Annotated in this window: 17 protein-coding genes; 6 read left to right on the top strand and 11 right to left on the bottom strand. The window is 70.5% G+C overall.

What is annotated here, in order from left to right; translation table 11 throughout:
- Window positions 1-518: 518 nt before the first annotated feature.
- Window positions 519-2,594 carry a HelD family protein gene (locus U9R90_RS30315; RefSeq protein ID WP_411060031.1) on the top strand — a complete coding sequence of 692 codons (2,076 nt, stop codon included), beginning with the start codon at window positions 519-521 and terminating at the stop codon, window positions 2,592-2,594.
- Window positions 2,595-2,763: 169 nt separating this feature from the next.
- On the opposite strand, the gene U9R90_RS30310 is transcribed toward U9R90_RS30315, so the two are convergent.
- The 3 genes from U9R90_RS30310 to U9R90_RS30300 all read right to left on the bottom strand — a co-directional run bounded on the left by U9R90_RS30310 (window position 2,764) and on the right by U9R90_RS30300 (window position 5,123).
- Entirely contained in the window at window positions 2,764-3,453 is a 690-nt protein-coding gene (locus U9R90_RS30310) for a copper homeostasis protein CutC (RefSeq protein WP_411060029.1), read from the bottom strand.
- 142 nt (window positions 3,454-3,595) lie between these two features.
- Window positions 3,596-3,961, bottom strand: coding sequence for a hypothetical protein (locus U9R90_RS30305; RefSeq protein ID WP_411060027.1), 366 nt, complete (start codon window positions 3,959-3,961; stop codon window positions 3,596-3,598).
- 145 nt (window positions 3,962-4,106) lie between these two features.
- A complete protein-coding gene (locus U9R90_RS30300) occupies window positions 4,107-5,123 on the bottom strand; it encodes a hypothetical protein (RefSeq protein ID WP_411060025.1) in 1,017 nt (338 codons plus the stop codon).
- 204 nt (window positions 5,124-5,327) lie between these two features.
- Between U9R90_RS30300 and U9R90_RS30295 the strand changes: the two genes are divergently transcribed.
- Window positions 5,328-7,613 (top strand): heavy metal translocating P-type ATPase, encoded by a 2,286-nt coding sequence (locus U9R90_RS30295; RefSeq protein WP_411060023.1) that lies wholly within the window; start codon window positions 5,328-5,330, stop codon window positions 7,611-7,613.
- A 117-nt stretch (window positions 7,614-7,730) separates the two neighbouring features.
- Here U9R90_RS30295 and U9R90_RS30290 read toward each other — a convergent pair whose 3' ends face one another.
- Window positions 7,731-8,810 carry a class I SAM-dependent methyltransferase gene (locus U9R90_RS30290; protein WP_411060021.1) on the bottom strand — a complete coding sequence of 360 codons (1,080 nt, stop codon included), beginning with the start codon at window positions 8,808-8,810 and terminating at the stop codon, window positions 7,731-7,733.
- A 105-nt stretch (window positions 8,811-8,915) separates the two neighbouring features.
- Window positions 8,916-9,413 (bottom strand): hypothetical protein, encoded by a 498-nt coding sequence (locus U9R90_RS30285; RefSeq protein ID WP_411060020.1) that lies wholly within the window; start codon window positions 9,411-9,413, stop codon window positions 8,916-8,918.
- Between the two features lie 101 nt (window positions 9,414-9,514).
- On the opposite strand from U9R90_RS30285, the gene U9R90_RS30280 reads away from it, so the two are divergent.
- The 3 genes from U9R90_RS30280 to U9R90_RS30270 are packed head-to-tail and all read left to right on the top strand — an operon-like array spanning window position 9,515 to window position 10,974.
- Window positions 9,515-9,820, top strand: coding sequence for a VOC family protein (locus U9R90_RS30280; protein WP_411060019.1), 306 nt, complete (start codon window positions 9,515-9,517; stop codon window positions 9,818-9,820).
- 7 nt (window positions 9,821-9,827) lie between these two features.
- Window positions 9,828-10,466 carry a hypothetical protein gene (locus U9R90_RS30275; protein ID WP_411060018.1) on the top strand — a complete coding sequence of 213 codons (639 nt, stop codon included), beginning with the start codon at window positions 9,828-9,830 and terminating at the stop codon, window positions 10,464-10,466.
- Window positions 10,467-10,473: 7 nt separating this feature from the next.
- Window positions 10,474-10,974, top strand: a complete 501-nt coding sequence (locus tag U9R90_RS30270; RefSeq protein WP_411060016.1) for a GNAT family N-acetyltransferase — start codon at window positions 10,474-10,476, stop codon at window positions 10,972-10,974.
- A 203-nt stretch (window positions 10,975-11,177) separates the two neighbouring features.
- Here the strand turns inward: U9R90_RS30270 and U9R90_RS30265 are convergent, their stop codons facing one another.
- From U9R90_RS30265 to U9R90_RS30255, 3 genes are all read right to left on the bottom strand, one after another.
- Window positions 11,178-11,618, bottom strand: coding sequence for a hypothetical protein (locus tag U9R90_RS30265; protein ID WP_411060015.1), 441 nt, complete (start codon window positions 11,616-11,618; stop codon window positions 11,178-11,180).
- A 149-nt stretch (window positions 11,619-11,767) separates the two neighbouring features.
- Window positions 11,768-12,034: a DUF4031 domain-containing protein gene (locus U9R90_RS30260; protein ID WP_411060014.1), complete on the bottom strand. Its 267-nt coding sequence runs from the start codon at window positions 12,032-12,034 to the stop codon at window positions 11,768-11,770.
- The gene (locus tag U9R90_RS30255; protein WP_411060013.1) at window positions 12,031-12,420 is read right to left on the bottom strand and encodes a hypothetical protein; all 390 of its coding nucleotides are present in this window, start codon (window positions 12,418-12,420) and stop codon (window positions 12,031-12,033) included. Before U9R90_RS30255 ends, U9R90_RS30260 begins: the two co-directional genes overlap by 4 nt.
- 49 nt (window positions 12,421-12,469) lie before the next feature.
- On the opposite strand from U9R90_RS30255, the gene U9R90_RS30250 reads away from it, so the two are divergent.
- A complete protein-coding gene (locus U9R90_RS30250) occupies window positions 12,470-12,715 on the top strand; it encodes a Uma2 family endonuclease (protein ID WP_411060012.1) in 246 nt (81 codons plus the stop codon).
- 81 nt (window positions 12,716-12,796) lie between these two features.
- Here U9R90_RS30250 and U9R90_RS30245 read toward each other — a convergent pair whose 3' ends face one another.
- The 3 genes from U9R90_RS30245 to U9R90_RS30235 all read right to left on the bottom strand — a co-directional run bounded on the left by U9R90_RS30245 (window position 12,797) and on the right by U9R90_RS30235 (window position 15,995).
- Window positions 12,797-13,177: an alanine:cation symporter family protein gene (locus tag U9R90_RS30245; protein WP_411060011.1), complete on the bottom strand. Its 381-nt coding sequence runs from the start codon at window positions 13,175-13,177 to the stop codon at window positions 12,797-12,799.
- A 26-nt stretch (window positions 13,178-13,203) separates the two neighbouring features.
- Complete coding sequence (locus tag U9R90_RS30240) at window positions 13,204-14,352, bottom strand: alanine/glycine:cation symporter family protein (protein WP_411060010.1); 1,149 nt, start codon at window positions 14,350-14,352, stop codon at window positions 13,204-13,206.
- A 191-nt stretch (window positions 14,353-14,543) separates the two neighbouring features.
- Window positions 14,544-15,995, bottom strand: coding sequence for an alanine/glycine:cation symporter family protein (locus U9R90_RS30235; RefSeq protein WP_411060009.1), 1,452 nt, complete (start codon window positions 15,993-15,995; stop codon window positions 14,544-14,546).
- Between the last annotated feature and the right edge of the window lie 31 nt (window positions 15,996-16,026).

Genomic DNA, 16,026 nt, shown 5'->3' with positions numbered 1-16,026 from the left:
GATGCCGACCGGAGGCTGTCCGGCGGCGAGCGCGTCCGCCCCCACCGGGCGTAAGACGCGCAACCGGCCGGAGGGGACGGGGCGGGGGGTGCGCGCGCAGCGCCGACGNCGGCCGCGAAGACCTTGACGGCGCGCAGGGCGTTGCCGACGTGGTGGGTGTGCCGGGCGCCGGTGGCGGCGGTGGCGCCGCCTGGCGGGCTCGGGCGGGCGGCGGGGGCTGGGGTGAGGGCTGCGGTGCTCATGTATCCATCATGGAATTCCGACATTTCCCGCACATCGGCCTGCGGGTTGAATCGCCTGGTCGGCCGCCTACGACCAAGGGCAGAGGGGGTCCCCTACGGGGAGGACGCGGCGGCTCAGGGTTCGACGCGCGGGGCGTCGAAAACCATTCGCCCGCGCCGGAGGCCCTGACCTAAAATCCTCCGTCTGCCCGCCTCCCTCACGGAGTGCCACCGCCCGGTCGGAAACCGGTCGGCGCCCTGACCCGCGTCACTCGCGCCCACCTCCGGAGGCAACCCGTGCCCGCGCCCGCCCACGCCGACACCGACCACGCAGCCGATCCGCTGGCCCGCGAGCGCGCCCACCTGGCCGCGTCGCGCGCCGCGCTGAGCGCCATGCGGGCGGATGCCGAGGCGCTGGACATCCGCGACGTCACGGCGAACTGGGTCAACGCCGCCGTACTCCAGCACCAGATCGACGAACGCATCAAGTCGCTCGCGGACCTCTCCCACACGCCGCTCTTCTTCGGGCGGCTGGACTATCTGCACGCGGTGGGCGCCGACCAGGCGGAGGGGGCGGACGGCGAGCGCTTCTATATCGGGCGGCGGCACGTCCACGACGGTGACGGCGATCCGATGGTCATCGACTGGCGCGCCCCGGTGTCCCAGCCCTTCTACCGGGCCTCCAAGAAGGACCCGCAGGACATCGGGCTGCGGCGCCGCTTCGGCTACACGGCCGGTGACCTCACCGCGTACGAGGACGAGCACCTGTCCGACCCGGCCGAGGCAGCCCGAACCAGCAAACTGCTCCAGCAGGAGATCGAGCGGCCGCGCGTGGGCCCGATGCGCGACATCGTGGCCACCATCCAGCCCGAGCAGGACGAGATCGTCCGCAGCGGCCTTGGCGGCACGGTGTGCGTCCAGGGCGGCCCCGGTACGGGCAAGACGGCGGTCGGCCTGCACCGGGTGGCCTATCTGCTCTACGCGCACCGCGAGCGGCTGGCCCGCACCGGAACCCTCGTCATCGGCCCGAACGCGTCCTTCCTCCACTACATCGAGCAAGTGCTCCCCGCCCTGGGTGAGTTGGAGGTCAAGCAGGCGACGGTCGACGACCTGGTGGCCCATGTGGAGGTACGCGGGGCCGACTCGGCCGAGGCCGCGGTCATCAAGGGCGACGCCCGGATGGCCGAGGTGCTGCGCCAGGCGGTCCGCTCACATGTCACGCAGCCGACGGAAGCGCTGATGGTGGTGCGCGGCTCGCGGCGGTGGCGTATCCCCGCCTACGAACTGGAGGAGATCGTCAGCGAGTTGCTGGAGCGGGACATCCGTTACGGGGCCGCGCGCGAGGCCCTTCCGCAGCGGATCGCGCACGCCGTGCTGGTGCGGATGGAGCAGTCGGGCGAGGCGCCGGACGACCGGGTGCAGGACGCGGTCGCCCGCAACGCGGCGGTGAAGGCGGCGGTCAAGGCGATCTGGCCACCGGTCGACCCGGCGAAGCTGGTGCTCCGGCTCCTCTCCGACCCGGACTTCCTCGCCACGCACGCGGAGGGCGTGCTGAGCCAGGACGAACAGAAGGCGATCCTGTGGGCGAAGCCCGCGCGCTCGGTGAAGTCGGCGAAGTGGGCCGCGGCGGACGCGGTGCTGATCGACGAGGCGACGGACCTCGTCTCCCGTACGCACTCGCTCGGGCATGTCGTACTCGACGAGGCGCAGGACCTCTCGCCCATGCAGTACCGGGCGGTGGGGCGCCGCTGTACGACGGGGTCGGCGACCGTACTTGGCGACCTGGCCCAGGGCACCACGCCCTGGGCTACCCGGAGTTGGGCCGAAGCGCTGTCCCATCTCGGCAAGGGCGACGCGGCGGTCGAGGAGCTGACGGCGGGCTTCCGCGTCCCCCGCGAGGTGATCGCGTTCGCTTCGCGGCTGCTGCCGGAGATCGCGCCGGGGCTGGCGGAGGTGGAGTCGGTCCGGGAGGCTCCGGGTTCGCTGGAGGTGCGGCGGGTCGCCGGTGACCTCGCCGCGGCGGCCGTCTCGGCGTGCGTGGCGTCCCTCCGACACGAGGGCTCCATCGGCCTGATCGCGGCCGACGCGCGCGTCCCGGTTCTGGCGGAGGCGCTGGGCGCGGCGGGGCTGACGTACCTCTCACCCGGCGAGGAGACGACACCGGACACCCGGTTGACGCTGGTGCCCGCGTCACTCGCGAAGGGTCTGGAGTACGACTACGTGGTGCTGGACGAGCCGTCGGCGGTGGTCGACGGGGAGCCGGACGAGCGGACGGGACTGCGGCGGTTGTACGTGGCGCTGACGCGGGCGGTGTCGGGTCTGACGGTGGTGCACGGCACTGAGCTGCCGGGTCGGCTGGCGTCAGGCCTGTAGGGACCGTCTCCACCCCCGTGGCCTGGCGGATAACGCCGCGAACGGTCAGGAACTTGTCGCCGGATTCACCGGAGCGGTCCGTAAGGCCTGATGCGCGGCAGGTACGTCGGTTCGCCCCTCCCGAGCTCTGGAAGAGAGCCCGAGAAGGGCGAGGCCGGGGGAAGTAGGGCTATCCGTCAAGCGCCGCGCGCCATTGTGCGACCGCCGTCGCGGAGACCGGCTCCGACCAGCCGCCCGGCCGCGCCGCGCCGCCGATGTGGAACGCGTCGATGCCCGCAGCCAGGAGGCCCGGCACATGGCCGAGCGCGAGGCCGCCGCCCACCAGGATCTGCGGCCCGTAACCCGGCTCGCCCCGGCGCGCCGCCTCCGCGAGCAGCGTCGGCAGACCGTCGTCGACGCCGGCCGCGGAGCCCGCGGTGAGGTAGGTGTCCAGGCCGGGCAGGTCCGCGAGTTGCTTGCGGAGGGCGTCGCGGTCGGCGGCGCGGTCGATGGCGCGGTGGAAGGTCCAGCGGGCGCCGTCCAGGGCGGACACCAGCCGCTCGATCGCGGTGATGTCGGGCGCGCCCGTTTCGTCGAGGAAGCCGAGGACGAATTCGTCCGCGCCCGCCGTGCGCAGGGCGCGCGCGTCCCGTACCAGCGCGTCCACATCGCCCGCGGCGAAGCCGTCCGCCGCGCGCAGCATCACCCGCAGCGGGATGTCGACGGCGGCGCGGATTTCGGCGAAGGCGGCCAGCGGCGGGGTGAGCCCGTCCGCGGCCATGTCCGTGACCAGCTCAAGGCGGTCCGCGCCTCCGGCCTGGGCGGCGATGGCGTCCTCGGCGTCGAGGGCGATCACCTCCAGGACTGCACGCTTGCTCATGGGTGGGTTCCTTCTGGCTGGTCGGATGAGGGCAGGGCGAGACAAGGCAGCGCAGACCAGCACTACCCTGCACAGGTCTAGTCCAATATCCAGCCTACGTCCAGAACGCCTCCGGGCGCGCCACGTCCTCAGAGCCTGCCTTTCAGCCGGCCTGGATCCAGGTCGATATCGCGAGGACCGCGGGGACCGGGCAGGCCAGGGAGCCCAGGAGAAGCATGCGGTTCGGCCACTCCAGTCGGCGGACGCCGGGCGCGAAGCCCAGCGCGGCCAGCGCGGCGGCGGCCCCGGCGACCGCCAGGGCGAACCTCAGCAGGAAGCCCCCGACCGGCACCCCGGCCGCCGAGCCCAAGAGCGCGGACAGGCCCACGAGAAACGTCAGCCCGGCGAGCGACGTGAGGGTGACCGCCCACAGCACGGCGCCCAGCACCGCGACGGCGGTCTGCCCCCGCCGACGCCGTGGTGTGGGCTGCCAGGGTCCGTAAAGGGTCGCGTACGTCTGGGGGTTCACCTTCGGTCGGCTCCTTCCGCGAGCAGTGGCCCCATGCTCGTCGCCGGGTCACCGCTACGGCCTGCGCGCGGATACTCATCCCCGCGAAGGTTCGTACTCAGCTTTCGCCGCGTGCTCAGCTTTCGCCGCGTGGCGCCGAAGGCTTTCAGTGCTCGTGACCGTCGTCCGCCTTCTCGCCCCCACCGCCACCGGAATCCGCCGTCGCGCCGCCCGCCGCGTGCACCGTGAACGCCGCCGTACGCACCTTGCCCTCGTGCTGGAAGTCCAGGAAGAGGCGGTAGGCGCCCGCGCTGGGGGCGGTCGCCGTGAAGGAGACCTCGGGGCCCGACTCGGTCTTGCCGTCGCCGGGCTCGCCGTTCGGGTGGACGTGCAGATAGGCGAGGTCGCCGGAGCGCAGGGCGACCAGGTGGCCGTACGCGCCGAGGTAGGGCTGGAGGTCCTTGACCGGCTTGCCGTCCTTGCTGACGTTGAGTGTGAGTTCGCCCGGCCTACCTGGGCGCAGGTCACCGTCGAGCGTGACTTCGTAGCCGCCAGCGCCATCGCCGTCGACCTTCGTCGCGGTGTTGTGCGCGGGGAGCTTCTCAGGCTTGTACGTACCCGATACGGCGAGGTCGGCGCCCAGGGTCAGGCCCTCGGCACCCTTGGCGTCGGGGGTGAAGTCGGCGAAGACGCGGTAGCCACCGGCCTTGGGCAGCTTCACCGGGACCGACCAGGTGCCGTCGTCCGCGCGGACGGGGTGCAGGTGGCGGTAGACGGTGAGGTCGCGTGAGGCGACGATCAGGTGCAGTTCCTTGTCGTGCTCGCGCTTGAAGGCCGTGACCTTGCGGCCGTCGCCGTCCTCGATGGCGAAGCTCAGCCCACCCTTCTCGCCGGCCGCGACGCGGTCGGTCAGCAGGTCGAGGGTGTAGCCGCCGTCGGAGATCTGGAGTCCGCCGGGCGGGGTCGCCTCATGTACCCCGTGCCCGCCCCCCTGCTGACCCTTCGCCTTCTTCGTATCGCCGTCGCCGTCGCCGCCCTCCCGGCCGTGGCCGCCACCTCCGTGCTGCTGACCCTGGCCCTCCTTCGCGACCACGGGGTCGACGCCCGAGCCCACTCCGTACGCCGTACCGAAGGTCGCGGCGAGTGCGGCGGCGAAGACCGTGATGCGCAGTCCTGTGTTCATGGTGGGTCTCCCTCGAAAGGGGCCGCTCCAGCAGGCGGCCGTCGCCATTGAACATACCCCCACGGGGTATGAAGTCAAGTCGGGATCACCCTTGCGTCAGATACGGGCGGGGGGTATACATGGAGACCGAAGGCGAGATACCCCCTCAGGGTATTCCATCGGGACGTCCACCGCGCAGCCGAGTCAGTCCGAGGAGCAGGAGACATGACCACCACCACACCCGGCGCCACCGAAGTAGAACTCGCCATCGGCGGCATGACCTGCGCCTCGTGCGCCGCCCGGATCGAGAAGAAGCTCAACCGCATGGACGGCGTCGAGGCCACCGTCAACTACGCCACCGAGAAGGCCAAGGTCACCTTCCGGGAAGACATCGCCGTACAGGAGCTGATCTCCACGGTCGAGAAGACCGGCTACACGGCGAAGGAGCCCCCGCCACCGGCCGACACCGGATCGGGGTCCGGCACCGACGCCGGGTCCGATGGGCCGTCTGAGGAGGAAGAGGAGGACGCGGCGCTGCGGCCGCTGCGGCAGCGGCTGACCACCGCCGTGCTGCTCGCCGTGCCGGTCATCGCGATGGCGATGGTCCCGGCCCTGCAGTTCGAGTACTGGCAGTGGCTGTCGCTGACCATGACCGCGCCGGTGATCATCTACGCGGGCTGGCCGTTCCACAAGGCCGCCTGGACGAACGCCAAGCACGGCGCGGCGACGATGGACACGCTGATCTCGGTCGGTACGTGGGCGGCGTTCCTCTGGTCGCTGTGGGCGCTGTTCTTCGGTACCGCCGGGGTGCCCGGCATGACGCACCCCTTCGAGTTCACCATCGAGCGCAGCGACGGCAGCTCCAACATCTACCTGGAGGCCGCGGCCGGGGTGACCGCGTTCATCCTCGCGGGCCGGTACTTCGAGCACCGGTCGAAGCGGAAGGCGGGAGCGGCGCTCAAGGCGCTGCTGCAGCTGGGCGCCAAGGACGTGACCGTACTCCGCGACGGTGGCCGTGAAGAGACCATCCCCACCGCGCAGTTGCAGGTCGGGGACCACTTCCTGGTCCGTCCCGGCGAGAAGATCGCCACCGACGGTGTGGTCGTCGAGGGTTCGTCGGCGGTCGACGCCTCCATGCTCACCGGTGAGTCCGTGCCGGTGGAGGTCGGCCCGGGTGACGCGGTCACCGGGGCCACGCTGAACGCGGGCGGCCGACTGGTCGTCGAGGCCACCCGCGTCGGCGCCGACACCCAACTGGCCCGGATGGCCAAGCTGGTGGAAGACGCGCAGAACGGCAAGGCGGCGGCCCAGCGGCTCGCCGACAAGATCTCCGCGGTCTTCGTACCGATCGTGATCGCGCTGTCCCTCGGCGCTCTCGGCTTCTGGCTGGGCAACGGCTCGGGCCTGGCCGCCGCCTTCACCGCGGCGGTCGCCGTACTGATCATCGCCTGCCCGTGCGCCCTGGGCCTGGCCACGCCGACCGCGCTGATGGTCGGCACCGGGCGCGGCGCGCAGCTCGGCATCCTGATCAAGGGTCCTGAGGTCCTGGAGACCACTCGCAAGGTCGACACGATCGTCCTGGACAAGACCGGCACGGTCACCACCGGCAAGATGACGCTGCTCGCCACGCACACCGCCGAGTCCACGGATGAGGCCGAGGTCCTGCGGCTCGCGGGCTCGCTGGAGCACGCGTCCGAGCACCCGATCGCCCAGGCCGTGGCCGCGGGCGCGGCCGCCGAGGTCGGCGAACTGCCCACCCCCGAGGACTTCGCGAACATCCCCGGACTCGGTGTCCAGGGCATCGTCGACGGCCACGCGGTGCTGGTCGGCCGTTCCAAGCTGCTGGCCGAGTGGGAGATCCACCTGCCGGTGGAGCTGGAGCGCGCCAAGGCCGAGGCCGAGGCGGCCGGTCGTACGGCCATCGCGGTGGCCTGGGACGGCGAGGCGCGTGCGGTGCTGGAGGTGGCCGACGCGATCAAGGAGACCAGCCCGGAGGCGATCACCCGGCTGCGCGGGCTCGGTCTGACGCCGATCCTGCTGACCGGTGACAACAAGGCGGTGGCCGAGTCGGTGGCGGCCGAGGTCGGGATCACCGAGGTGATCGCGGAGGTGCTGCCGCAGGACAAGGTCGACGTGGTCAAGAGGCTCCAGGGCGAGGGCCGTTCGGTGGCGATGGTCGGCGACGGCGTCAACGACGCGGCCGCACTGGCCCAGGCCGACCTGGGTCTGGCCATGGGCACCGGCACGGACGCCGCGATCGAGGCGGGCGACCTGACCCTGGTACGAGGTGACCTGCGGGCTGCGGCGGACGCCATCCGGCTCTCCCGCAAGACCCTCGGCACCATCAGGACCAACCTGTTCTGGGCCTTCGCCTACAACGTCGGCGCCCTGCCGCTGGCCGCGATGGGCCTGCTCAACCCGATGATCGCGGGAGCGGCGATGGCCTTCTCGTCGGTCTTCGTGGTCGGCAACAGCCTGCGGCTGCGCGGCTTCCGGGCCGCGGGCGAGTGAGGGGAAGGAGAGACCCGACCCTCGGCATCGCCCCCGTATACCGGCACCAGGTATACGGGGGCGATGCCCCGTACGGTGTCGCGCCCGGGCACCGGTCGCGGTCCGGCGCCCAGATCCCTACCCAGGCTTGTGTGCCACGTAGAGACCGTTCACCGGATCGTCCGGCACCTGGTGCACCTTGATGTCCGTGAAGCCCGCGTCGGTGAGCATCTGCCGGGCGAGTTCCTCACCCCACGCGGTGCCGAGCCCGGCGCCTCCGCGAGCCAGGGACACCGTCATGCAGTGCAGGGTGCTGACCGAGTAGACCCACGGCGCGAGGGGATTGCCGATGTTCTCCTCCAGGCGGCTGGACACCCGCACATCGACCATCACGAAGAGACCACCGGGCACCAGCGCCTCGCAGACCCGGTCGAGCACCGCCTGCGGGGCGGCCTGATCGTGGATGGAGTCGAACGCGAAGATGACGTCGAAGGGTGGCCGCGCGGGCAGTTCGGCGATGTCCCGCACCTCGAACGTGGCGTTGGACACCCCGTACTCGGCGGCCTCCGCCCGGGCCCGTTCGATCGGCTCGGGGGCGAGGTCGTAGCCGACGAAGGTGGACTTCGGGTAGGCCCGGGCCATCAGGTTGATCGCGTGTCCGGTGCCGCAGCCGACGTCGGCCGCGCGGACGCCGCCCGCTTCGAGCCGCTCCGGCAGTCCGTCGACCAGCGGCAGCATGCCGGTGAGCAGTTGACCATCGAACGTGCCGCGCGACTCGGCATCCATCACCTCGGTGAACTCCGGCCGGAAGTCCTCGTACGGGACACCGCCGCCCTCCTTGAAGGCCCGGCTGACCCCGTCGACGTGCTTCGCCAGCAGGGTGGTGATCTGTGCGAACGTGGACATGTTCATCGAGCCCTCGCCGGTGAGGCATACGGCGTGCTCGGCGGGCAGCGTGTAGCGGTGGTCGCTCGGCTCGTACTCCACGAGGCCGCTGGTGGCCAGGGCGGCCAGGCACTCGCGTACGTACCGCTCCTGGAGCCCGGCACGGTCGGCGAGTGCCTCGCTGGTGCCGGGTCCGGCTGCCAGGGCTTCGAACAGGCCGTTGCGATGCGCGAGATCGATCATGAGTGTGACCGTGCTCGCGGCATACATGTCGATCAGCTTCCCGGCGAACGCCTCGACACGGGCCTCGTCGAGGGCGGCTTCGGTGCCCATCGCCATCCCCTCCTTCAGGGCGGGCGGGTGTGACACCAACGCTAGCCGCGCCCACCGACACCCGCGAGGGGACGCGTCCGGCATACCCCGGAGGGGCCGGCCGGCCTACTCCTCCTCGAAATAGGCGTCCAGTACCGCGTCAAGCTCCTCCTCCCATTTCACCAGGGAGGCCTTGTCGGGCGCGACGATCTCGCTGGGGTACCACCGGCTGCCCTCGGTGTGGACCGTGACCATGAAGCGGCGGCCGAATCGGGAGTGGCCGATCTCCACCGCGAGGATCTCGTCCCAGCGGAAGTCGGCCTCCTGATCGTCCAGCGTGTACCGGACGCCCGCACGATCGGCGACGATCGACCCCCGCCGATCGGAAACGGAGAACACCGGCCCGTCATCCGCCGCCGCGTCCTCCCCTACGACATCTGACTCGGACTCGGACTCGGGCTCGGACTCGGCGTCAGGCTGGACGTCGCCCGCTCCGGCCACTTCGACCTCGGGCTCCGCCTCAGCCTCCGCCTGCTTGGCGGCGGCCGGTGCCGTCAGTCCCGGGATGTGCACGGGGTCGGCCGCAACGGGCAAGGGCGCGATGTTCTTCTTCTGCTGCTCCACGCGACGGCAGTATGGTCGAACATTCTGTGCGAAGACCAGCCGGACCACCAACCGGGACACCCGAGTGCCCGCGCCCCGAAGGCATCGGGGAGCATCAGGGAATGACGGCCACCCACCTGACCATCAAAGACCTCGTGACCGACTGCACCGATCCCGAACGCCTGGCCACGTTCTGGGCGCAGCTCCTCGACAGGCCGATCGCGGCGAGGATCGGGCCGTACATCTGGCTCACCCGCGGCAGCGGCCCAGGGATGGGTTTCCAAAAGGTCTCCGAGCCCAAAGCGGGCAAGAACCGCATCCACTTCGACCTCGGCTCACCGGACCCGGCTGCCGAGCAGCACGGCATCGAGGCGCTGGGCGGCCGACTGCTCCCATCTGTACCCCTCCGGGGTATAGAGGAGAGATGATGAGCCCATGACCGACCAAGAAGGCCTGCGCCGCCGCTGGACCGAAACCCTGCGCGCCCTGAGCGACACCCCGGACATCCCGCAGCGGTACGCGGACGCCCTGCTCGCCCGCTGGTCCGAGCCTCAACGCCACTACCACACGCCCGAACACCTGACCGCGGTCCTGGACCACATCGACGTACTGGCGGACCACGCGACCGACCCCGAACTGGTCCGCCTGGCCGCCTGGTTCCACGACGCGGTCTACCGCCCGGACCGCTCCGAGAACGAGGAGCGCTCCGCCCAACTGGCCGAACGCGCCCTCACCGAAGCCGGATTGACCGAGACCCACATCTCCGAGGTCACCCGCCTGGTCCGCCTCACGATCACGCACGACCCCTCGGACGGCGACCGCAACGGCGAGGTCCTATGCGACGCGGACCTGGCGATCCTCGCCTCACCCCCCGACGCATACGCCGCCTACGCGGCCGCCGTACGCAAGGAGTACGCCTTCGTCCCCGACGACGCCTTCCGCGAGGGCCGCGCGGGAATCCTGCGCCAACTCCTCGCCCTCCCCCGCCTGTTCCGCACTCCGTACGGCGCGGAGCAGTGGGAGGACCAGGCCCGCCACAATCTCGGTACCGAACTACGCCTGCTCACCGCATAATCGCCCCGTGACGACCACCGATACCCACACCCTCCACACCGCGCGCCTCACCCTGCGGGAGATCACCCCGATCTCGGCCGCCGCCCTAAGCGGGGGCGCCCCCGGCGGCTTCACCTGGATCGAGGGCGGCCCCGCGGAGGGCAGCCGGACCGGCGCGGGCCTGGTGGCGAAGACGGCCGCGGAGGGCTCATACGTCCCCGGCTGGGGCATGTACGCGCTCGTCCGCACCGAGGACGGCCTCGCGCTCGGCGCCATGGGCTTCCACGGCCCGCCGCTCGACGGCCGCGTCGAGATCGGCTACGACCTGGTGGAGGCGGCACGCGGCCACGGCTACGCCACGGAGGCCCTGCGCGCCCTGAGCACCTGGGCCCTGGCCACCCCTGACGTGGCCGTCGTCGCCGCGAACACCCTGCCCACGAACACGGCTTCCCAGGCAGTCCTGGAACGCGCGGCGTTCCACCGCACCTCCGAAACACCCGAGAACATCGCCTACGAGCTGCGCGCGTAACGCGATCGGTGCCAGCGGGCTGACCACGAGCCTTTCGGCGATCTCGGGGTGGGAAACCGCTGGCGCCGACGCGCAGCGCCTGGGCGACGTACCAGCGCCGCCGGAAGGGAATCGGCGGGGATGGGCGTGGACAGCCCGTCACCGTACCACCGAGTACCTGATCCTTCCCGGGTGAACCCGAGCGGCTCTGGCGGCTTTGTCCGTCAAGCGTCGGCGACCGGGGAGTCGGTCGCCAGCCTGTGGTGCCTGCGGGCCTCGTCCTCCAGACGGCTCTCGGCGTCCCAGTCCCCCGAAGTCAGGCGGAGCACCTTCCGGACGCTGTGGTCGGAGAAGTTCCGCCCAAGCCACCGTGTGTAGCCCTCGCCGTCCGGAGCGCGCTCCTTCTCCACCACCCGGTAATACGCCGACCCCGACCTCTTGTCCAGCAGTACCGTCCATGGCACCACCTCGCCCGTGCCGCGAACCAGCGTCCCGTCCCGCGCTCCGTACTCCTGGCAGTGCGCGAGCAGCCCGGCGCGCACCCCGGCGCCGCTCGTCGAATGCTCGATGATCTCTGCCCGGCAGAACCACTGCGGCTCGGTCTCGGGCTCCACGGTCGCCAGGTATCCGGCCTTGTCCGCGTCCAGCGCGCGGACCAGATCCACTCTGACAACCCGCTCCCATGTGGCCCTCGTCGGCTGGTCGTCGGGCTGGCATCCCACTGCCGCCAGCACCGCCATGGCCGCGAGAGCGGCCCTTCCTCCCCGTACTCCCGGTATCCCCATCCGCCGATACTGGCAGACCAGCGCGGCGGTTACGCGGGCCGGCCCTTCGGGCGCCGCAACCCGGCCCCCACCAACACCCGCACAACCTCCCGAGGCGACACCTCGACCGCCCCCGCCCGCACCGCATCCGCGTACCGGAACTCCGGCACGTCATAGTGATCGCGCTCGAACGCCCGCCGCGGGCACCCGATCCGCTCCGCGAACGCGTGCAGCTCATCAAACGACACGTCACTCACCAGGTGCGACCACAGGCGCCCGTGCCCGGGCCAGGTAGGCGGGTCAATGTAAAGGGTCACCGGGCGACGGCCCCGAGCGACCCCACCGCCGTCACGACCACACCCGCCTTGCCGCACACCCAGTGCGGATCGGGCCCCAACTCCGGCTCCACATCAAGCGCATGCGGATCACCAGAACCACAAACAGGACACAGCGGCCACCGCCCGTACCGCTCAAGGAGGGCGTCCTGAACGTCCTGGGCGACCAGCCCCGCGACGAACTCCACACCGTCCGGCCACTGCTCGACCCACCACCGCCGGTGCCGAACCGCGTCCTCGACCAGCGAGACGACATCGGCATCGGCCACGTCATGCGCGACGAGGTCCGCGAGCACCAGCGCACGAGCGGCGTGCAGCGCCTGCTCAAGAGGGCTGGGCGGACCGGGAAGGCTGGTCGGATCGTCCATGGAGCCATTGTGCGCCCCACCCACCCCAGGACCGAAGACCCGCNTCGAGGTGACGTCGTACGACCGGGACGCCGACCGCCGCGACCGCATCGAGAAGCGCGACGCCTACGCACAGGCAGACATCCCCGTCTACCTGCTCATCGACCGCGACAACGACACCCTGACCGTCTTCAGCGAACCGCAGAACGGCGCGTACACGCAGAGCCCCGCGTACCCGTACGGGGCCGCCGTCAGCCTCCCCGACCCCGTCGGCATCACCCTGGACACCGCCAAACTCAAGGAGTACTCCCGCTGAGCCGCGCCACAACGCCGAAGGGCGGCACCCCCGGCAGGTGGGATGCCGCCCTTCGGCGGTTCAGGACAGGACAGGCGCGGGTCAGCGCACCGCGTCCGCCGTGGCCTTCTCCGTGTCGGAAACCGAGGCCGGCTCCCAGCACTCCACACCCTTCAGACCAGGCACGCGGTCCCGAGTGAAGACCGGGTCCAGGCCCGCCCGGCGCTGCGCCAGGTAGTCGTCGAGCAGCCGGAAGGCGATCACCGAGAGCGGGAGGATCGCGATCAGGTTGACCAGGACCATCGCGCCCATCGTGATGTCCGCGAGGTTCCAGACCACGCTGACCGAGCCCATCGCGCCGAGCACGGCGCAGGCCAGGACGAGACCGCGGTAGCCGGTCATGACCGACTTGCTGCGGGTGATGAACTGGATGTTGGACTCGCCGTAGTAGTAGTTACCGATCATGGAGCTGAAGGCGACCATGGATGTTGGACTCGCCGTAGTAGTAGTTACCGATCATGGAGCTGAAGGCGACCATGAAGACTGGACTCGCCGTAGTAGTAGTTACCGATCATGGAGCTGAAGGCGACCATGAAGACGACCACGGTGAGCATGTGTCCGGCCCACCCGCCGAGCGCGGAGTTGAAGGCGGACTGGGTGACGTCCGCACCGCCGCGGGTGCCCAGCGTCGGGTTGGCGCTGAGGATGACCAGGGCGGTCATGGTGCAGATGACCAGGGTGTCGAAGTAGACGCCCAGGGTCTGGACCAGGCCCTGCTTGACCGGGTGCGAGGTCTCGGCCGCGGCCGAGGCGTTCGGGGCCGAGCCCATGCCGGCCTCGTTGGAGAACATGCCGCGCCGTACACCCTGCAGGATCGCCGTACCGACCGCACCGCCCGCGACCTCGCGGAAGCCGAACGCGCCACCGATGATGTCGGCGAACATGCCGGGGACCGAGGTGATGTTGAGCAGGACGACGACCAGGCCGAGGAGCAGGTAGACCGTCGCCATCACCGGGATCAGGACCTGGGTGACCGAGGCGATCCGCTTCACGCCGAAGAACACCGCGAGACCGAGCAGTACGGCCAGGATGATGCCGAGCACCGGCGTGAACCAGGCCGCGTCGACGCCGCCGAAGGAGCCGTCAGCGGCGACCGTGATCGTGTTCGACTGCACCGCGGTGAGGACGAAGCCGAAGGTCAGGGTGATGAGGACGGCGAACAGGACGCCGAGCCAGCGCTTCCCGAGTGCGCGCTCCATGTAGTACGCGGGGCCGCCGCGGTACGTGCCGGGCTCCTTGCCGCGCGACTTGTACAGCTGCGCGAGGCAGGACTCGACGAACGCCGACGCGCCGCCGACCAGCGCCATCATCCACATCCAGAACACCGCGCCGGGACCACCCATGGTGATCGCGGTGGCCACACCGGCGATGTTGCCGGTGCCGATACGGGCGGCGGCCGAGATCGTGAAGGCACCGAAGGGGCTGACGCCGCTCTTCGGCTTCTCCTTGATGAGGCGGAACATCTCCGGGACCAGCCTCAGCTGGACGGCCTTGGAGCGGAGGGTGAACCAGAGGCCTGCCACGGCCACGAGGGGGATCAGCAGGTAGGTCCAGAAGGCATCGTTGATGTCAACGATCCAGGTGTTCAACGTGCTCATGCGAGGTGCGTCCCGGTCCTGTGGGTGGGGGATCGGTTCGGACGGCACGGTACGGATCGCGTACGTAGATGGCCGCCGACCGTGGAAGACGCGCTTCCACTTCTAACAAGTGACAGGACTCTAGGCAGGGACTTTGGTCCCTGCCCAGACCTCACAGCGGTGCGCTATCTCACACGGTGAGACGTCGCAGGTCAGGCTGGGCGCTTGGCGCGTTCGCCGTCGGCCGCCACCGGCTCCCAGCACTGCACGCCCGGCAGACCGGGAACGCGGTCCCGGGTGAACACCGGATCCAGGCCCGACCTGCGCTGCGCCTGGTAGTCGTTCAGCAGCCGGAGGGCGATCAGCGACAGCGGCAGGATCGCGGCCAGGTTGACCAGCGCCATGAAGCCCATGAAGACGTCGGCCAGGTTCCACACCACGCTCACCGAGCCCAGCGCGCCGAGGAAGACGACACCCAGGACCAGCGCGCGGTAGCCGATCAGCACGCTCTTGCCGCCGTTCATGAACTGGATGTTGGACTCGCCGTAGTAGTAGTTGCCGATCAGGGTGCTGAAGCAGAGCATGAACACGACGACGGTCAGGACATGTCCCGCCCAGCCGCCCAGGGTGTCCGAGAGCGCGTTCTGGGTGAGGTCGGCGCCCTGCCGCCCGGACAGCGCCGGGTTGGTGGTCAGGATGATGAACGCGGTCATCGTGCAGACCAGCATCGTGTCGAAGAAGACGCCGAGCGACTGGACCAGGCCCTGCTTGACCGGGTGTGTGACGTCGGCGGTGGCACCGGCGTTCGGCGCGGAGCCCAGGCCCGCCTCGTTGGAGAACATGCCGCGCCTGATGCCCTGCTGGATCGCCGCGCCGATCGCGCCGCCGGTGACCTCGCGGAGCCCGAAGGCGCCGCCCACGATGTCGGTGAACACGCGCGGTACGTCACCGATGTTCAGCAGGACGACGGCGGCGCCGAGCAGCAGGTAGACCACGGCCATGATCGGCACCAGCCAGCTGGTGACCGTGGCGATCCGCCGTACGCCGCCGAAGATCACCGCGCCGAGCAGCACCATCAGCGTCAGGCCCACGGCGGCCGGGAACCAGTCCGCGTCGCCGCCCGAGAGCGACCCCGAGGCCACCGCGACGATGGTGTTGGACTGCACCGCGTTGAAGACGAAGCCGAAGGTCGCCGTGATGGTGACCGCGAACAGCACGCCCAGCCAGGGCCGCCGGAGCCCGTACCGCATGTAGTACGCGGGCCCGCCGCGGAACGAGCCGTCCGCGCCGCGCACCTTGTAGAGCTGCGCGAGGGTCGACTCGACGAACGCCGACGCGGCGCCGATGAGCGCCATCATCCACATCCAGAACACCGCACCGGCCCCGCCGACGGTGATCGCGGTGGCCACACCGGCGATGTTGCCGGTGCCGACGCGGGCGGCCGCGGAGATGGTGAAGGCGCCGAAGGACGAGATCGGCTTACGTCCGTCGGCGCCGGGGGTCGGCTTGTCCCGCATCACGCGCAGCATCTCGGGGAACATCCGGAACTGCGCGCCTTGGGAGCGGAAGGTGAAGTACAGCCCCGCACCGACCACGAGGGGGATGAGCAGATAGGTCCAGAAGTAATCGTTGATGTTGACGATCACGGTGTCGAGCGTGTTCACGTACGGGACTTTAGCCGTGCAAAACACCCCT

Origin of the sequence: Streptomyces sp. E11-3 (assembly GCF_046540415.1) — a bacterium.
Lineage (GTDB): Bacteria > Actinomycetota > Actinomycetes > Streptomycetales > Streptomycetaceae > Streptomyces.
This window is presented reverse-complemented; position numbering and strand designations above follow the sequence as displayed.

What these genes read in the sequence shown, in the direction of transcription:
- U9R90_RS30290 (WP_411060021.1), bottom strand. Translation starts at nt 8,810, where the DNA reads ATGGGCACCGAAGCCGCCCTCGACGAGGCCCGTGTCGAGGCGTTCGCC.
- U9R90_RS30275 (WP_411060018.1), top strand. Translation starts at nt 9,828, where the DNA reads ATGACCGACCAAGAAGGCCTGCGCCGCCGCTGGACCGAAACCCTGCGC.
- U9R90_RS30310 (WP_411060029.1), bottom strand. Translation starts at nt 3,453, where the DNA reads ATGAGCAAGCGTGCAGTCCTGGAGGTGATCGCCCTCGACGCCGAGGAC.
- U9R90_RS30255 (WP_411060013.1), bottom strand. Translation starts at nt 12,420, where the DNA reads ATGGACGATCCGACCAGCCTTCCCGGTCCGCCCAGCCCTCTTGAGCAG.
- U9R90_RS30295 (WP_411060023.1), top strand. Translation starts at nt 5,328, where the DNA reads ATGACCACCACCACACCCGGCGCCACCGAAGTAGAACTCGCCATCGGC.
- U9R90_RS30245 (WP_411060011.1), bottom strand. Translation starts at nt 13,177, where the DNA reads ATGGTCGCCTTCAGCTCCATGATCGGTAACTACTACTACGGCGAGTCC.
- U9R90_RS30280 (WP_411060019.1), top strand. Translation starts at nt 9,515, where the DNA reads ATGACGGCCACCCACCTGACCATCAAAGACCTCGTGACCGACTGCACC.
- U9R90_RS30300 (WP_411060025.1), bottom strand. Translation starts at nt 5,123, where the DNA reads ATGAACACAGGACTGCGCATCACGGTCTTCGCCGCCGCACTCGCCGCG.
- U9R90_RS30240 (WP_411060010.1), bottom strand. Translation starts at nt 14,352, where the DNA reads ATGAGCACGTTGAACACCTGGATCGTTGACATCAACGATGCCTTCTGG.